Source organism: Enorma phocaeensis, from assembly GCF_016901575.1.
Taxonomy (GTDB): domain Bacteria; phylum Actinomycetota; class Coriobacteriia; order Coriobacteriales; family Coriobacteriaceae; genus Limicola; species Limicola phocaeensis_A.
In genome coordinates this window covers 266,684-281,441 of record NZ_JACJKQ010000001.1, presented here as the reverse complement: position 1 = coordinate 281,441, position 14,758 = coordinate 266,684, and the positions used below count along the sequence as shown (strand labels likewise).

Sequence of the window (14,758 nt, the reverse complement as noted above, 5' to 3'; positions counted from 1 at the left end):
CTGAAGCGGTGGCTATCGTCGGTCCCACCGCCGTGGGAAAGAGCGATGTCGCGGATGCCTTTGCTGCCCGTTTGGGTACGTCGGTCATCTCTGCAGACGCCATGCAGGTCTATCGTGGCATGGATATCGGAACGGGAAAGATGTTGCCGGACCAATGCCGCGCGCCGCTCTTGTTGGTCGATGTGGTCGATCCCGATGTAGCCTATTCTGCTGCGCTCTACCAGCGTGATGCCCGACGCGAAATCGACCGCCTCCGAGGCGAGGGGAGGCTTCCTGTGCTCTGCGGCGGCACGGGCCTCTATCTGCGGGCAGCTCTCGATGCGATGGACTTCCCCTCCGGCGAGGTCGGCGACGGTCGACGCTCGACCTATGAGAAGCTTCTCGAAGAGATTGGCCCCCTTGCGCTGCATCAGCATCTCGCAGATGTCGATCCCGAAAGCGCCGCCTGCATTCATCCTCACAATGTCAAGCGCGTTATTCGAGCACTCGAGATGCATGATGAGGGGGCGTCCTATGCGCAGCGTAAAGAGCGTTTCTCGCATATACCTCCCTACATCGACTGCCTCTATATTGGATTGACGCGCAATCGCGAGGGGCTCTATCGTCGCATCAATGCGCGGGTCGACGGCATGATGTCCGCTGGCCTTCTTGATGAGGTTCGCGCGTTGAGAGACGCCGGGTACTCCGATGCCATTACCTCTCGACAGGCAATCGGATATAAAGAGCTCTTCGAGTATCTCGATGGCGCCTTCTCGCTTGATGACGCTGTCGAGACCATCAAGATGCGATCTCGTCGTTATGCGAAGCGACAGCTGAGCTGGTTTCGACGCGACGATCGAGTCATATGGCTTGATATGGATAAGCTTGGTGTCGATGGCGCCGTCGAGGCCATTCTGGAAAGGGTCGGTGAGAATTAGTGCCGCGTTTTCCCTTGGTACCTACAACGCCTACTCCTGAACGAGCGGTCCTGGTCGGCGTCGAGTGGCGCGATGGCGGCTGGCCTGTGGATCACTCCTTAGATGAGCTGGAACGGCTCGTGTCGACCGCCGGCGCGGTCACGGTAGCCAGGCTCACGCAGCGACTCGAGCGTCCCAATCCGCGAACGTTTATCGGTTCGGGAAAAGTTGAAGAGGTCTGCGGCTTCGTAAAGCGCCTCGATGCCGATGTCGTGGTGTTTGACGATGATCTGACGCCTTCCCAACAGGCAAATCTCGAAGTTGCCGTGGGCGAGCCGGTCAAGATCATCGACCGTACGGCCCTCATTCTCGACATCTTTGGCCTTCACGCTCGCACGCGAGAGGGTAGGCTCCAGGTTCAGCTGGCGCAGCTGCAGTATCTGTTGCCACGTTTGCGAGGCATGTGGAGCCATCTCGCCAAAGAGCAGACGCGTGGCGGCATCGGATCTCGTTTTGGACAGGGTGAGAGCCAGCTCGAGGTCGACCGTCGTCTGATTCGCAGGCGGATCTCGACGCTTCGCCACGAATTGGCGACCATTGAGCGGCGTCGCGGCGTCCAGTCCAAAGAACGTATCTCTTCTTCTGCATATCGCATCGCCCTTGCAGGCTATACCAACGCCGGAAAATCAACCTTGCTCAATCGGCTGACGGGTTCCGATGTGCTGGCCGAGGACAAGCTCTTTGCCACGCTCGACCCTACGACTCGTGGATGGAGGCTGCCGGGTGGTCGCGCCGTCACCATCACCGATACGGTGGGATTCATTCAAAAGCTCCCTCATGGCCTTGTCGACGCCTTCAAGTCGACGCTCTCTGAGGTTCGGGAAGCGGATCTCATCCTTAATGTCGTAGACGCTTCCGATGAGGAATTTCGTCGTCACATCAATGCGGTCGATGCCGTCCTTGAAGAGATCGGTGCCGGCGAAGTCCCGTGTCTTTTGATACTCAATAAGATAGACCGCGTAGACGACATCGGTCGGCGTGACCTTTGGAGGCTCTATCCCGATGCGGTTCAGTTTTCTGCAAGTACCGGCGAGGGCATGGACCACTTGGTCGCCGCTCTTACCCGTGAGGCGGCCTCAAACGATCGCTTGATCGACATAACCGTTCCCTACCGCGATGCCCGTCTTTTGAAGACCATCCATGACCAAGGCACCATATTGGTCGAAGAGTACGAGGAGTCGGGTGTTCACCTCGTCACGAAGGTCCCGGTTCGTATCGCCCGTCGCCTCAAGCGTCTTGGCTTATTTGGTGACGACGATTCAGGGACCGAGCCGGCTGCCAATGAAGGTTAGGACCTGGATATTCTGAGACGCGTCAAAGCTGTGCCGATGTCCAGTCGGCTACATTGATTGACGCGGCTCATCTCGGCGCGGCTGTCCGGTTCGTCGTGGGGGAAGTTGGAATCACTGCTATGGGAACAGAACTGCACATATGACTATGAGCAGCGGCTGATGGGCGAGATAGATTATGAGGCTGTGCCTACCGATAAAGCTCAGCGGCGGACACCAGTCCCGACACATCCATGATGGATAGCCATCCGGATGATAGGTTGCAAACAGGCGAGGGGCGCAGGCGCCGGCAAGATACATGAAGACATAGGGAACGAGAGGATAGTAGTCACCCGATGTGAATGCCGGGGAGGGGAATCCTAGCCATGCAAGCCCCTCGACGGCATAGTCTTGACGCGGTATCGCATAGGTTAGGGCAAACAGGGCAAGCGCCGCCACCAGGCCGAGTGCCGGATGAAGACGGTCGAGGAGGGGGCGCAGGGCAACATAGACAAGCGTGGAAGCAGCCATACAGTATAGAATGCCAAAGGATACCGCGGTGTCGACCGACGCCACCGTGGTGGCAATGAAGACGACGACGGCAGCGGCCCCATACGCTCCTGCGCGCCTGAGGTTGTTGCGAGAAAAGAACGTCATCCAGCCTGCAAGGGCAAGAAATGTCCAGCTAATCGAACAGCGCCAGACATCCTGAAAGGGTTCTGAGGTAAACCAGGGAAGCGGAATCTGGTGGATGTATGCGATATCGTATGCGGCGTGAAAGAGCACCATCGAGATGATGGTGACGCCGCGTAGGATGTCAAAGAGCGCAACGCGCCCCTTCTTGGCGGGCTCCATGGCTAGAAGCGCCTCATAAGCGCTACAACCTTGCCCAAGATGGTGGGGTTTTCAACGTAGATGGGCCCCATCGTTGAGTTTTCCGGCTGAAGGCGAACCCTGCCCTGTTCCTTATAGAACGTCTTGACGGTAGCCTCGCCATCGATGAGTGCCACGACGATCTCGCCGTTCATGGCGTTCTTCTGCTCTCGCACAATGATGTAGTCGCCGTTGAAGATGCCTGCCTCGACCATCGAGTTGCCGTGCACCTCAAGCACAAAGGAGCTTGAATCCGTAGCAATCTCTGTCGGCACGGTGAAACTGTCCTCAACATTTTGTTCGGCAAGTATGGGAAGGCCTGCGGCGACCCTGCCAACGAGCGGAAGGGTGATGGTCCCACGGTCGGGAGACTCCTTGACGGCGGCAAGCGTGGCCGACGTTCCGTCTTCGTTGAAGACCTCAAGCGCGCGCGGCTTGGTTGCATCGCGCTTGATGAGGCCATGTTCCTCGAGGACGCTCAGGTGTGCATGGACGGTGGAGGGGGAGGAGAGTCCAACCGCTGCGGCCATTTCACGTACGCTGGGCGGATAGCCCTTCTCAAGCTGATACGAGCGTATGAAATCGTAGATCTGCTGCTGGCGCTTTGAAATCTTGCGTGCCATGGCGTTCCCTTTCTCCACCAAACAATTGTTCGATTTCTTCTTGACAGGAACAACTGTTCGAACATAATAATAGACGAACATCCGTTCTTGAGCCAGAACTTTTTGTCCGCACGGAACGATATAACTCTGGACACCGAACGATGAGAGGAGTTCAGATGTCCGCTTTCAGCATGTATATGGATGGCAATGCAGCCCTTGATGTAACGCCGGAGCAGCGGCGGCCTCAGCCATCTTTCACAGTCGTTCCCGGTTGTGTCCAGAGGCCCTCGGTGCCGCAGCCGGCGCCTCTCCACGGCGTCCAGGCGGCAGGAGTGGTCATCCTCGCCGTTGCGGTTCTTGTATGTTTCGCTGTGTTCGGACTTCAGGTTACGGGAAACCAGCAACGAGCCTTTGAGACGGCGCTCGCCACCACCGAGCAGACATCCATTCGCGTTCAGCCTGGCGATTCCCTCTGGTCTCTTGCTCAGGAATATCCCGTCGACGGGCTTAGCTCTTCGGACACCTCTGACCTCATTGCTGCTTGGAACAGCCTCGACGATGCTGTTCTTCAGCCCGGCATGGAGCTGCTCGTTCCAGCGGCATAGTTCTTGCTCGTCTTGTTTGCCTCGGTGTGCCACGGGCACACCGAGGTTTCTATTTCACTACATCTTGTATGCGCTTCGCCTTCATACTCAAACTATGGTATTCTGAACCGGTTCCTAATCCAGAGGAGGTTGGATGCGCTGCCCCAAATGCGGTGGTGAGGACACGCGGGTCGTCGACTCGCGCATGCAAGATGCGACGAATGCTATCAAGCGTCGCCGTGAGTGCCGCTCATGCGGATATCGTTTTACGACGTTCGAACGCTGCGAAGACCCCATCGAGGTCATCAAAAGCGATGGCTCGACGCAGCCGTTTGACCGTAACAAGTTGCTTGTCGGCCTCATGCGCGCCACGTCGAAGAGAGACATCGACCTTACGCAGCTCAACGCGCTCATCGATGATATCGAGCTCGAGCTGCGCGGTCGCACGCTTACCGCCGTGAGCTCACATGAGATTGGCGACATGGTGCTCAAGCGTCTTGAGAAGCTCGACAAGGTTGCCTACATCCGTTTTGCTTCAGTGTATCGCGATTTCAAAGACATCAATGAGTTCCTCCAAGAGCTCGACAAGCTAAGGTGACACCTATGACCATCACTGTTCCCATCAAGCGTCTCGACCCCGAGGTCGAGCTCCCTTCCTATGCCTATCCTGGTGATGCTGGACTTGATCTACGTTCGGCAGCCACGCTGGACATCGCGCCTTATGAGCGCGTGCTCATCCCTACCGGCCTTGCTATCGCGCTGCCCGACGGCTATGCCGGGTTCGTGCAGCCGCGGAGCGGCATGGCGCTCAAACGCGGCCTTTCTATCGTCAACACCCCGGGTCTCATCGATGCTCGCTATCGTGGCGAGCTCAAAGTGATTGCAATCAACCTCGATGCGCATGAGACCATTCACATCGAGCGGGGAGAGCGAATCGCCCAGCTCGTCATCCAAGAGGTTCCCGTCGTCGATCTCGTTGAGGTAGATGAGCTGGACGAAACCGAACGCGGGAGCGGAGGATTTGGCTCAAGCGGTGCCTAACGGGCATCCGAGCACATAGAAGAAGAGTAAACATCTGAAGGAAAAGGGGAGTAGATGGATACGTTCTTCAAATTGTCCGAACGCGGTTCGAGTTCTACCACGGAGGTGCGTGCAGGCCTGACCACGTTTTTGGCCATGGCATACATCATCGTGGTCAACCCGAGCATTCTTTCGGCTGGCGGCGTTCCTGCGGCGGCCGCTGTCACCGCAACCTGCCTGGGCGCCGGCATCATGACCATCGCGATGGGCCTTTTTGCCAATCGCCCGCTTGCGTGCGCTTCTGGCATGGGCATCAACTCGATTGTGGCGTTCACCCTCTGTGGCGCCATGGGCTATGGCTGGCCCACGGCTATGGCCGTCATCTTCGTCGAGGGCATCGCCATCTTGCTGCTTGTTCTGTGCGGTCTTCGCGAAGCCATCATGGATGCGATTCCGGTCTCGCTGCGTCATGGCATCTCGGTCGGCCTCGGCCTCTTCATTGCCATGATCGGCCTCAAGGACGGCGGCGTCATCGTTGCGAACGAGTCCACCATGGTCGCGCTCGGCGATGTGACCTCTGCGACGTTTATCGTCGGCATCATCTCGATCGTTTTGACGGTCATCCTGTACTCGATGAACGTCAAGGGCTCCCTGCTGTGGGGCATTCTGATCGCCGCGATCATTGGTATCCCGCTCGGAGTCACCCCTGTCCCCACCGCCGTCGTGGCTCCGCTTGATTTCACTACGGTCGCAGCCCCGTTCCAGAACAGCGCCGATGGCGTTATGGGCATCGTTGAGGTCGTCACTACGCCTGCGCTGCTCCTGTTCGCCTTCTCTCTCATGATGAGCGACTTCTTTGACACCATGGGCACCGCCATGGCCGTTGCAAAGCAGGGCGACTTCCTCACGAAGGACGGCAAGGTTGAGGACATTCGTCCGATTCTTATCGTCGACTCCATCGCCGCTGCCGTGGGCGGCTTCTTCGGCGCCTCTTCGATCACCACGTTCGTCGAGTCTGCCTCTGGTGCCGCCGATGGTGGACGTTCCGGTCTTACCTCGATCGTAGCGGGCATCCTGTTCATCCTCGCTGCGTTCTTCTCGCCGATCATCAGCTGCATTCCCTCTGCTGCCACCTGCGGCGCGCTGGTATTCGTCGGCTTCCTCATGATGAGCGACGTCGTCGACATCGACTGGACGGACGTCCTTCAGGGATTCCCGACGTTCATGATTATCGCCGGCATCCCGTTCACCTACTCGATTTCTAACGGCATCGGCCTTGGCTTCATCACCTATGTGATCGTCGCCATCGTCACCGGCAAAGTCAAGGAGATCCGCCCGCTCATGTGGGTTGCCGCCCTTGCTTTCCTGCTGTACTTCCTGCTGCTCTAAGCGACGCTTGGCTTAAGGATTATCTGAGAAGGCCTCCGCTTCCATCTACGGAAGCGGAGGCCTTCTGTGTACATCGTTACCCACAGGTGCTGGCCAAGAGGATGTTACTTGGGTGGCATATGGTTAGCGAGTATGGGCGGGCTTGTCTCCCCAGTAGAACTCGGCAAAATGAATGGGACGGCGCTTGGCATGTCCAACGAGTTCCATCGTATGCCTCACAATTGCCTCTGCGGCGTTTGGGCGTCTCAAAGCGTCTCCGTTGATGACGAGCGCCTCGAGTGATGCAGGGTTGTCATGCAGGTGCTTCATGGTCGTTATGAGCTCACGGGCCGTGGTGACGTGCATTCCTGCGCCCCATGACGTCAACATGATGGTATTGACCTTCTCTTGTCCATAGGACTTTCCAAGAAGGATCATCGGCAGGTGGGCGCAGAGACATTCCGTTACCGTGAGGCCGCCAGATTTCAGTATGGCGAGGTCCGCCGCATGCATGAGCGCCGGCATATCGTCGACATAGTCCAGGACGCTCACGTTTTCGAGCTTCATGCCCTGAAAAACCGAACGAAGATGGCGGGCATAGTCTGCGTCTTTGCCAGGAAGAAAGACGAAGTGCATGTCGTCAAAGCCCCGTAGATAGGGGATGGTCTGCTCGATTGCCGCTCTGAAGCGCACATAAGGCTGGGGGAGACTGGCGCCTGCCATAACGAGCACCATGGTTTTGTCTTGAGGTATGTTGTACTGGTCTCGAGTGTGACGCGCATCATTTATCTCGGTAAAACCCCAACGAATGGGGATGCCGGTAATGGCGATGCGCGACTCTTCGACGCGACGCGCGCGAAGGGTTTCTGCCATCGACTCGGTGCCGACGCAGAAGAGGTCCGCTTCTCGATGCGGCCACCAACCCTCAGTCTCATAGTCAGTGGGGACGCAGACGATGGGAAAATCGATACCGGTGATCATGCGCGCTCCCACTGCCACGTTTGCGGCAGTGATGTGCGTGGCGATGATGGCGAGCGGACGTTTCGCCTCGACGTAGGCATTGAAGCTCGGAAACATGATGCGTGACCAGCTTGAGCCTCCGCCCCAGAGGAGCCGTCCGGTGAGGGTGTATCGCCAGGTGATGTCGTAGAGCGGGCGAGTCGCCCCGGTAAAGGACGCCGCCGTCTTGTTGCCGTCGAAGTGTATGCGTCCATAGTCGAGAACATCGAGTACGTCGACAACGACGTTATCCGGAATGCCGAAGGTGCCTCGCATGTGCTCGACAGCCTGTGCGACCGCCTTCGCGGCAGCCTTGTGGCCCGATCCAACCGATGCATGCATGACGCACATGACAGGGGGCTGCGATGCAGGCTGCATATCATGAGGTACCTTAGTAGTAGCGAGAGGGGAGTCGGGCGTCGGAGGCGCGAGAGCGGTATCGTCGCGATCGGTCACCTGGTCTCCTTTCTGCGTCGCTCAAACCTCGTAGTATTTTACGACAGTAGGTGAACGGCTTTCGACTTTTTGGGTAGGAGCAGATAGAACCAACAAGCGCGACGTGGTATCACGAGTCTCCGAAAGGACATGCCATGACGGATTCAACAATGAATGCTGATGTCATCATCGTGGGCGGAGGGCCCGCAGGATATGCGGCTGCCGTCTATGCCGCCAGAGCGAGCCTGCAGGTGCTGGTCGTTGAACAAGGTATGCCTGGCGGGCAGATCGCCACAACCGATGAGGTTGAGAACTATCCGGCCATACAGGAGATTTCTGGTGCGGAGCTCGGGCAGCGCTTCCAGGAGCATGCCGAGGCGCTTGGGGCGAAAACCGTCTACGCGATGGTAACCGCTGTACGCCATGAGGAAGACCAGACGTTTACCGTCGTCACCGACCAGGACGAGCTTCGCGCTCCTTCACTCATTATGGCAACCGGCGCAACGCCGCGGACGGTCGGTTTTGAGGGCGAAGACACCTATCGTGGACGTGGCATATCATACTGCGCGACCTGTGACGGCATGTTCTATCGCGGCAAAAAGGTCTTTGTCATCGGGGGTGGCAACGCGGCCTGTGAGGAAGCGATGTTCCTGACGAATTTCGCTAGCGAGGTCGTCGTCGTTGTAAGGCGCGATCAGTTCCGTGCGCCCAAGGGCGTGGTCGATCGCATGCTTGCCAATCCCAAGATTTCGGTGAAATACTCGACATCGGTCACCAAGGTCGAAGGCGGAACCTTCCTACATTCGATTGCCTTCAAAAACAACGAGAGCGGAGAAACCTATATCGAAGAATATCCCGAGGGATCTTTTGGCGTCTTCGTCTTCGCGGGCACGCTTCCGCAGACAGAGCTCTTCTCTGGGTTGGTCGAGCTGGGTGGTGACGGTGGCGTCATCACAGAGGAGAATATGGCTACCAAGACCCCGGGCCTGTTCTGCGCCGGGGACGTCCGCTCAAAGCAGTTGAGACAGGTCATCACCGCGGCTGCAGATGGAGCCATCGCAGGCACTGCGGCGTATCAGTACGTCAGCGAGTTCCGTAAGTAGCCTATAGAGATACTGACAGTCACGGGTGCGGGACATCTTGTCGATGATGCTGCATCCTTTGATGACGACGCGATTGTTGTGTACCGTGTCGCGGACCCTTGATGATCTGCAGGAATCAGGGGTCCGCTTCCTTTTTTGCGCCAATATATAGCAATTACTGATAATATATCTTATGTTAAGTTGTAACATCACTACCACTATTGCATGCTGGGATTGATCGGCTCACCGGTGTGGAGCTGTATTCGTGCATATAGGTTTAACCTAGGTAAGAAAATGGCCCTGAGCCGCGTTCATCGCTAGCTCAGGGCCACATCTTTATTTTGAAGCCGCCGTATTGCCGTCTTACTCCTCGATGGTGAAATACTTGCCGTCTTGAGTCGAGGGCCATCCAAATCCGATGATGAACCCGTCGCGCTCTGCATAGTACGAGCAAAGCCCTCCGCACGGCACGACGCGGACAGGCGCTTGGGGCCATTCGGCCACGATGCGGTCTTTAAGAGCCATCGCGCCCGATTCGTTGGCGACGTGGTCGATATAAACAATGCCTCCAGCGAAGCCGTCGCTCTTCATAGCGGCGACGATCTTCTCGAAGGTCTTTTTCTGGCCGCGGGTGGGGCCTATCACCTTGATGGTGCCCTCATCGCTCGCGGTGCCCAGCATGCGGATATTCAGCTTGTTTGCCAGAATGCCTGCCATCTTGGGCATGCGGCCAGATTTCGTGAGGTTCTCGTAGCTGCTGAGCGAGAACAGCACCGTCGAGTTCTGTTCAAGCTTGGTAATGTAGTCGCACGCCTCGCTGAATGTGGGATTCTGTGCCGCCAGATAGCGATCGAGCTCCTCCACCAGCAGCTCAAGCTTAGCTCCAGCGGCGCGGGAATTGAGGACGTAGATGTTATGGCCGCCTTCGTCTTGCACCATGGACTGAGCCATGACGGCAGCTTCAAAGCTTCCTGAGAGATTTGCTGAGATGGTGATGGCAATCACGTTCTCTGCGGAGCGGAACAACTCCGCCCACTCCCCTACGCTGGGACATGAGCTCGAGGATGCACTGGACTCTTCGGCAACCTTGCGGTTGAGCTCGTCTACGTCAAGGTGCTCATCGTCCGCATATTCAGTACCGGCGATATTGATCTTCAGCGGCGCGAATCGATAGATGGCATCGGGCGCCGTCGGATGAAAGTCTCGCAGGTTGCAACTAGAATCTGCAATGATTGCCCAGCTCATGGAAATCCTTTCCTCAGCATTCAGTACCTCCATTATATAGGCTGCCACCCCTACGTACACCTACGTGGTTTGTAAAACCAGCAATCCACGTTCTCAATACCATGGATGGAAGTGTTGTGTTTCAAAGAGATGATGCTGGGGTTGGGACGTAAATCGCTACCATGGGAATATCCATCTTCGATGCTTGGAGGCGTCATGAGACCAAAGCCCTCCGTCATACCTATGGCAAACGATTCAAAGCGCATAACTCGCGAAGACGTGGCGCCCACGGTGCTTCCGGACGATTATCTATCGTCGGAGATCGCTCACAGCTTCAGCGTGTTCCACATGCCGCGCTATGACGAGCTCCCGTCGGTCGAGCTGTATCGCGATCAGGTGATTGCCTTCGTGGAGCAGGTCTTCAGGCCTCTCGACGCCTGTATCGAGGGTGATTGGCTCACGCCGTCCATGGTGAACAACTACGTCAAGCTCGGGCTGGTCGCGCCTCCCAAGAAGCGGCTCTATGGACGCGAGCAGGTCGCTCGTCTCGTTGTGGTCTGTCTGTTCAAGCAGGTCCTTTCAATCTCGGATATTTCGAGGCTCTTCCGTATTCAAAAGATGACCTACCTCACCGAGGTGGCCTACAATTACGTATCAACCGAGCTCGACCATGCGCTGCACGCTGCGTTTACACTCGATGAAGAGGCAGCGCCTGACAGCGCCTCGATGGTGACGCGCGAGTCGCTCTTGGTTCGCAATGCGGTCACCGCTTTTGTATCGAAGCTATATCTGCTTGGATATCTTCGGTTTATCGGATATGAGGAAGAGGCCGAAGCAGCGTCAGATAAAACACGATGAGTTGTTTGGCTTAGCCTCGAGCGAAGTCAACGCTGTCTCTATTGAGAAGCCGACAGGTCGCGATACATGAAAAGGCCCTCCGATCGGAGGGCCTTTCTGTTCAAGAGGATGTGGGGTCGGCCCACGCAAAGCCGAAGCCTTAGGGTCGGCCTCCGCCAAGCGGGGTGCCGTACCAGCTGATCTGGCCATAACCGGCAGGCTGGCCAAAGGTGGTGGCTCCAAAAACCATGCCGTTGCCGACGTAGAAGGCGACATGACCAGACCAAAAGACCAGATCGCCGTACTGCAGCTGGCTGATGTCAGTCGTGAAATAGCCATAGTTCTTGCAGTAGTTCATAAGCGACCCAGAGTTATGCGGCAAGGAAACGCCAATGCAGGAATAGGCATAGACGACGAGACCGGAGCAGTCAAAACCGCCGTCAGCAAGGCTGTCTCCGCCCCAGACGTAGGGCTGCCCCTCCATGGCGAGGGCGTAAGAGATGGGAGAGGAATAATTGGGCGAGCCGCCGTTGCTGCCGCCACCCGAGGAACCGTTGCTTCCGCTGCCGCCCGAATTATCGGTGTTGTCATTGGACGCAGGAGGCTCGGGGTCAGGCGTGGTGGGCGTGTTGTCATTTCCGCCGGACGGGGTATCAGTTCCCGTATTCCCCGAGTTGTTGGAATCGTTGGTCGAGTCTGACGATCCGTTGCTATTGCCGGCGTTACCGTTGCCGGTGATGGGGCGATCGCTCACGCCGGTTTCGGCATCTTCGGCGGACTTGATGCCCGAAGCGAGAGACTCGTCGCTCTCAGCCTCGGTTTCAAGCTGCTGACGAACCTCTTCTGAGAGTGAGTTGACAAGATCTTGAGCAGCTTGCTGGTTGGCAGCCTGCTCGTCTACCTTTGCCTGGGCATCGGCAAGACGCTGCTTCTGCTCGGACTGTTGCTCTTCGAGCTGCGACTTGAGCGTGCGCACATCATCGATCGCGTCAGCCTGAGCGGTGGACACCTTGTCCATGTAGAAGACGCGAGAGATGAGGTCGTCAAAGCTCGTAGCGCCAAGAATTACCTGGGCGAGCTTCGCGCCGCCAGACTTGTAGTCAGACGAGATGTTGCTCGCGAGAAGGCTTTGCGCGCTCTCGAGCTGATCGGTGGTCTCGAGAATCTTCGTCTGAGTCTCCTCGACTTGAGCGGTGACTTCACGAAGATCCTGCTGGAGCGATTGATACTCGGAACCGATCTGAGAAAGCTGCTCGCGAGCAGCGGCAAGATCAGAAGCTGGATCGGCGAACGCTGCTACAGGAGCACCGGCGAGGACAAGGGAGCCGGAAAGCGCGAGAACCAGAGAGAGACGGGCGGTGGAACCGCCAAGTCGTCTGCGTTGCATGTGAACACTTCCTCCATAGTTTAGGTGAGCTACGTTGGAGCACGATGAAGATTATAGACGTGACGCAGGGTTTCCGTCACCCCTACCCTCGGTAAACGGCCAAACCTCCAGATGCTCACCACGGCATCTCAATAAAGCAAGGGAGGCTCGCCAAGCATCAAAACGCCCCGCATATGCGGGGCGCACGGTGCTAAAACGAGGGCGTTACTCGACCGTGACCAGGCTGAATACCTCATGGTCCTTGGTTTCGAGCACCTTGCGCGGGCTCAAGAACGCAAGCTCGAGGATGCATCCATATCCAAGAAGGGCCGCGCCGGTCTCCTCCACAAGTTTGCCAACAGCTGCAAGGGTTCCGCCCGTGGCGATAAGGTCATCGATGATCACGACGCGGTCATCGGGCGTGAGCGCGTCGGCGTGGATCTCAAGGGTATCGGTGCCATACTCGAGCTCGTAGCTCATGGAGATGGTCTTGCGGGGCAGCTTGCCGGGTTTGCGGGCCGGGACAAAGCCGGCGCCGAGCTCAAGAGCAACAGGAACGCCGACCATGAAGCCGCGAGCCTCGGGACCGATGACCTTCGTCACGCCCAAGGCACGAAAATGGTCTGCCAGCGCATCGACGGTGGCGCGAAGGGCCTCGGGGTCGGCAAAGAGCGGAGTGATGTCTTTGAAAACCACGCCAGGCTCCGGATAATCCGGAATGTCGATGATGCGCGAAGCAATGTCTACCATGCTGCTCAGACTCCTCAGATTGAAAAAGTTATCTATCGGGTGCGTCCAGATTGGGCGCGGGTGCGTTGCCGGGCGACGCTGAGCGGCTCGATGCCGCCGGGCGAAACTTCCTTAGCCTCCCGTGCGGCATCGCGGGCAGCCTCAGAGCGGGTGATCTCGTCGTCGATCTGGTCCACGTCGGCGTCTTCCACGACAGCGTGCAGAGATTCGAAGACGCGGTTTTTAAGCAACGCGGTCTGCACCCCGTCGGTAAGGTCGTGGAGCTTCTTGAAGGCGCGCTCGAGCTTGGCGTCGCGATCTTCGTCGCTCGTGTCCATGCCCAGCATGCCAATAAGAACCTGCTCGAACATGGTTGACTCGCGGTTGGCGGCGAGAACGTACTGACGAAGGTTTCGCGGTTCGATGTGAAAACGCGAGAGTTCTGAGCAATAGCGGATGATTTCGAAGTCTCGGCCATCGATCAGCTCGCGGTTCTTCGGGCTCTTCACGATGCGTACGAGGTCGTTCTCGGCGAGCGACCGGACAAAGGAGATGCTCACGCCCAGAAGGTCCGGAATGTCCTCGATGGGATGAAGCTTCTGCTTGGTCTCTTTGGGCTGTTCCTTGATCGGCACATCGGAAAGGAGTCCCACCTCGTACTGAAGGGTGCTCAAATCGGTAGCGCTATCCAGACGCTGCTTGATGACGTTCAGCGGCATGTAGCGCGTCTTTTGAAGATGAAGGATGACTTCCAGCCGATCGATATCCTCTTTGGAATACTGGCGGTATCCCTTGGGGGTGCGATGCGGCGTAATCAACCCTTCATCTTCCAAGAAGCGAATCTTGGAGTTCGAAAGGTCTGGATACGAGCCACGCAAAAGGTTGACGACCTGACCGATGCTGAAGAAATTGCGTTCGGCCAAGCTTACTCACCCGTTTCGATACGCTCCGGCTTGCTCTCATGGTAAATCAGCGTGAAGGTGCCGATCTGCACGGATGAGCCGTCATGCAGCGGTGCCGAGTTGACGATGGCTCCGTCTACCCAGGTGCCGTTGAGAGAACCCAGATCCTCGATGATCGCGCCGGTAGCGGTGCGAATGATCTTCGCATGGCTGCGCGAGACCGTCATGTCGTTGAGGAAGATGGCGTTTGCGGGATCGCGTCCAACCGTGGTTTCGACGTCCGCAAGCTCAAAGGTGTTGCCAGTTTGAGGCCCCTTGATGATCGAGAGAACCGGATTGGTGATCCGAGCGCTCTTCATAAGGTCGGGCGCGGTGGCATCGTCAATGGGCATGCGAAAGACGCGCGTGGAATCTGTCTGGTTGGACATTGCTACCCCTATCGAACGAACTCGGCTGGCGCCGAGCGAAAAGCTTCACAAGGACCATTCTACCCCAAAGCTCGTCAGGCCCGGA

At 57.4% G+C, this 14,758-nt stretch carries 16 protein-coding genes; 8 read left to right on the top strand and 8 right to left on the bottom strand.

All coding sequences use genetic code 11. From position 1 onward, the window contains the following. Nucleotides 1–8 precede the first annotated feature (8 nt). Both miaA and hflX read left to right on the top strand, forming a co-directional pair. The gene (miaA, locus tag H6A15_RS01245) at nucleotides 9–917 is read left to right on the top strand and encodes a tRNA (adenosine(37)-N6)-dimethylallyltransferase MiaA (protein WP_342635779.1); all 909 of its coding nucleotides are present in this window, start codon (nucleotides 9–11) and stop codon (nucleotides 915–917) included. Next, complete coding sequence (hflX, locus tag H6A15_RS01240; protein WP_204671611.1) at nucleotides 917–2,248, top strand: GTPase HflX; 1,332 nt, start codon at nucleotides 917–919, stop codon at nucleotides 2,246–2,248. Before miaA ends, hflX begins: the two co-directional genes overlap by 1 nt. A 117-nt stretch (nucleotides 2,249–2,365) precedes the next feature. Here hflX and H6A15_RS01235 read toward each other — a convergent pair whose 3' ends face one another. Continuing rightward, complete coding sequence (locus tag H6A15_RS01235; protein WP_204671602.1) at nucleotides 2,366–3,079, bottom strand: heparan-alpha-glucosaminide N-acetyltransferase; 714 nt, start codon at nucleotides 3,077–3,079, stop codon at nucleotides 2,366–2,368. A 2-nt stretch (nucleotides 3,080–3,081) separates the two neighbouring features. Then, nucleotides 3,082–3,720: a transcriptional repressor LexA gene (lexA, locus tag H6A15_RS01230; RefSeq protein WP_204671600.1), complete on the bottom strand. Its 639-nt coding sequence runs from the start codon at nucleotides 3,718–3,720 to the stop codon at nucleotides 3,082–3,084. 350 nt (nucleotides 3,721–4,070) lie between these two features. On the opposite strand from lexA, the gene H6A15_RS10630 reads away from it, so the two are divergent. From H6A15_RS10630 to H6A15_RS01210, 4 genes are all read left to right on the top strand, one after another. After that, nucleotides 4,071–4,304: a LysM peptidoglycan-binding domain-containing protein gene (locus H6A15_RS10630; protein ID WP_204671598.1), complete on the top strand. Its 234-nt coding sequence runs from the start codon at nucleotides 4,071–4,073 to the stop codon at nucleotides 4,302–4,304. Between the two features lie 133 nt (nucleotides 4,305–4,437). Beyond that, on the top strand, nucleotides 4,438–4,881 hold the full coding sequence (gene nrdR / locus H6A15_RS01220) for a transcriptional regulator NrdR (RefSeq protein WP_204671596.1): 444 nt from the start codon (nucleotides 4,438–4,440) through the stop codon (nucleotides 4,879–4,881). A 5-nt stretch (nucleotides 4,882–4,886) separates the two neighbouring features. Beyond that, the gene (gene dut, locus H6A15_RS01215) at nucleotides 4,887–5,324 is read left to right on the top strand and encodes a dUTP diphosphatase (RefSeq protein WP_204671594.1); all 438 of its coding nucleotides are present in this window, start codon (nucleotides 4,887–4,889) and stop codon (nucleotides 5,322–5,324) included. A gap of 54 nt (nucleotides 5,325–5,378) precedes the next feature. After that, nucleotides 5,379–6,692, top strand: coding sequence for an NCS2 family permease (locus H6A15_RS01210; protein ID WP_204671592.1), 1,314 nt, complete (start codon nucleotides 5,379–5,381; stop codon nucleotides 6,690–6,692). A 123-nt stretch (nucleotides 6,693–6,815) separates the two neighbouring features. On the opposite strand, the gene H6A15_RS01205 is transcribed toward H6A15_RS01210, so the two are convergent. Continuing rightward, entirely contained in the window at nucleotides 6,816–8,126 is a 1,311-nt protein-coding gene (locus H6A15_RS01205) for an MGDG synthase family glycosyltransferase (protein WP_342635778.1), read from the bottom strand. A gap of 134 nt (nucleotides 8,127–8,260) precedes the next feature. On the opposite strand from H6A15_RS01205, the gene H6A15_RS01200 reads away from it, so the two are divergent. After that, the gene (locus H6A15_RS01200) at nucleotides 8,261–9,208 is read left to right on the top strand and encodes an NAD(P)/FAD-dependent oxidoreductase (protein ID WP_204671590.1); all 948 of its coding nucleotides are present in this window, start codon (nucleotides 8,261–8,263) and stop codon (nucleotides 9,206–9,208) included. Nucleotides 9,209–9,550: 342 nt separating this feature from the next. Here H6A15_RS01200 and H6A15_RS01195 read toward each other — a convergent pair whose 3' ends face one another. Then, a complete protein-coding gene (locus H6A15_RS01195) occupies nucleotides 9,551–10,432 on the bottom strand; it encodes a DegV family protein (protein WP_204671588.1) in 882 nt (293 codons plus the stop codon). Nucleotides 10,433–10,654: 222 nt separating this feature from the next. Between H6A15_RS01195 and H6A15_RS01190 the strand changes: the two genes are divergently transcribed. After that, nucleotides 10,655–11,269 (top strand): DUF1836 domain-containing protein, encoded by a 615-nt coding sequence (locus tag H6A15_RS01190; RefSeq protein WP_204671586.1) that lies wholly within the window; start codon nucleotides 10,655–10,657, stop codon nucleotides 11,267–11,269. Nucleotides 11,270–11,408: 139 nt separating this feature from the next. On the opposite strand, the gene H6A15_RS01185 is transcribed toward H6A15_RS01190, so the two are convergent. The 4 genes from H6A15_RS01185 to H6A15_RS01170 all read right to left on the bottom strand — a co-directional run bounded on the left by H6A15_RS01185 (nucleotide 11,409) and on the right by H6A15_RS01170 (nucleotide 14,673). Then, nucleotides 11,409–12,635 (bottom strand): NlpC/P60 family protein, encoded by a 1,227-nt coding sequence (locus H6A15_RS01185; RefSeq protein ID WP_204671584.1) that lies wholly within the window; start codon nucleotides 12,633–12,635, stop codon nucleotides 11,409–11,411. A 204-nt stretch (nucleotides 12,636–12,839) separates the two neighbouring features. Further along, complete coding sequence (locus tag H6A15_RS01180) at nucleotides 12,840–13,364, bottom strand: adenine phosphoribosyltransferase (protein ID WP_204671582.1); 525 nt, start codon at nucleotides 13,362–13,364, stop codon at nucleotides 12,840–12,842. 32 nt (nucleotides 13,365–13,396) lie between these two features. Then, nucleotides 13,397–14,266 carry a MerR family transcriptional regulator gene (locus tag H6A15_RS01175; protein WP_204671580.1) on the bottom strand — a complete coding sequence of 290 codons (870 nt, stop codon included), beginning with the start codon at nucleotides 14,264–14,266 and terminating at the stop codon, nucleotides 13,397–13,399. Between the two features lie 2 nt (nucleotides 14,267–14,268). After that, nucleotides 14,269–14,673 (bottom strand): FHA domain-containing protein, encoded by a 405-nt coding sequence (locus H6A15_RS01170; RefSeq protein WP_204671578.1) that lies wholly within the window; start codon nucleotides 14,671–14,673, stop codon nucleotides 14,269–14,271. Nucleotides 14,674–14,758 lie beyond the last annotated feature (85 nt).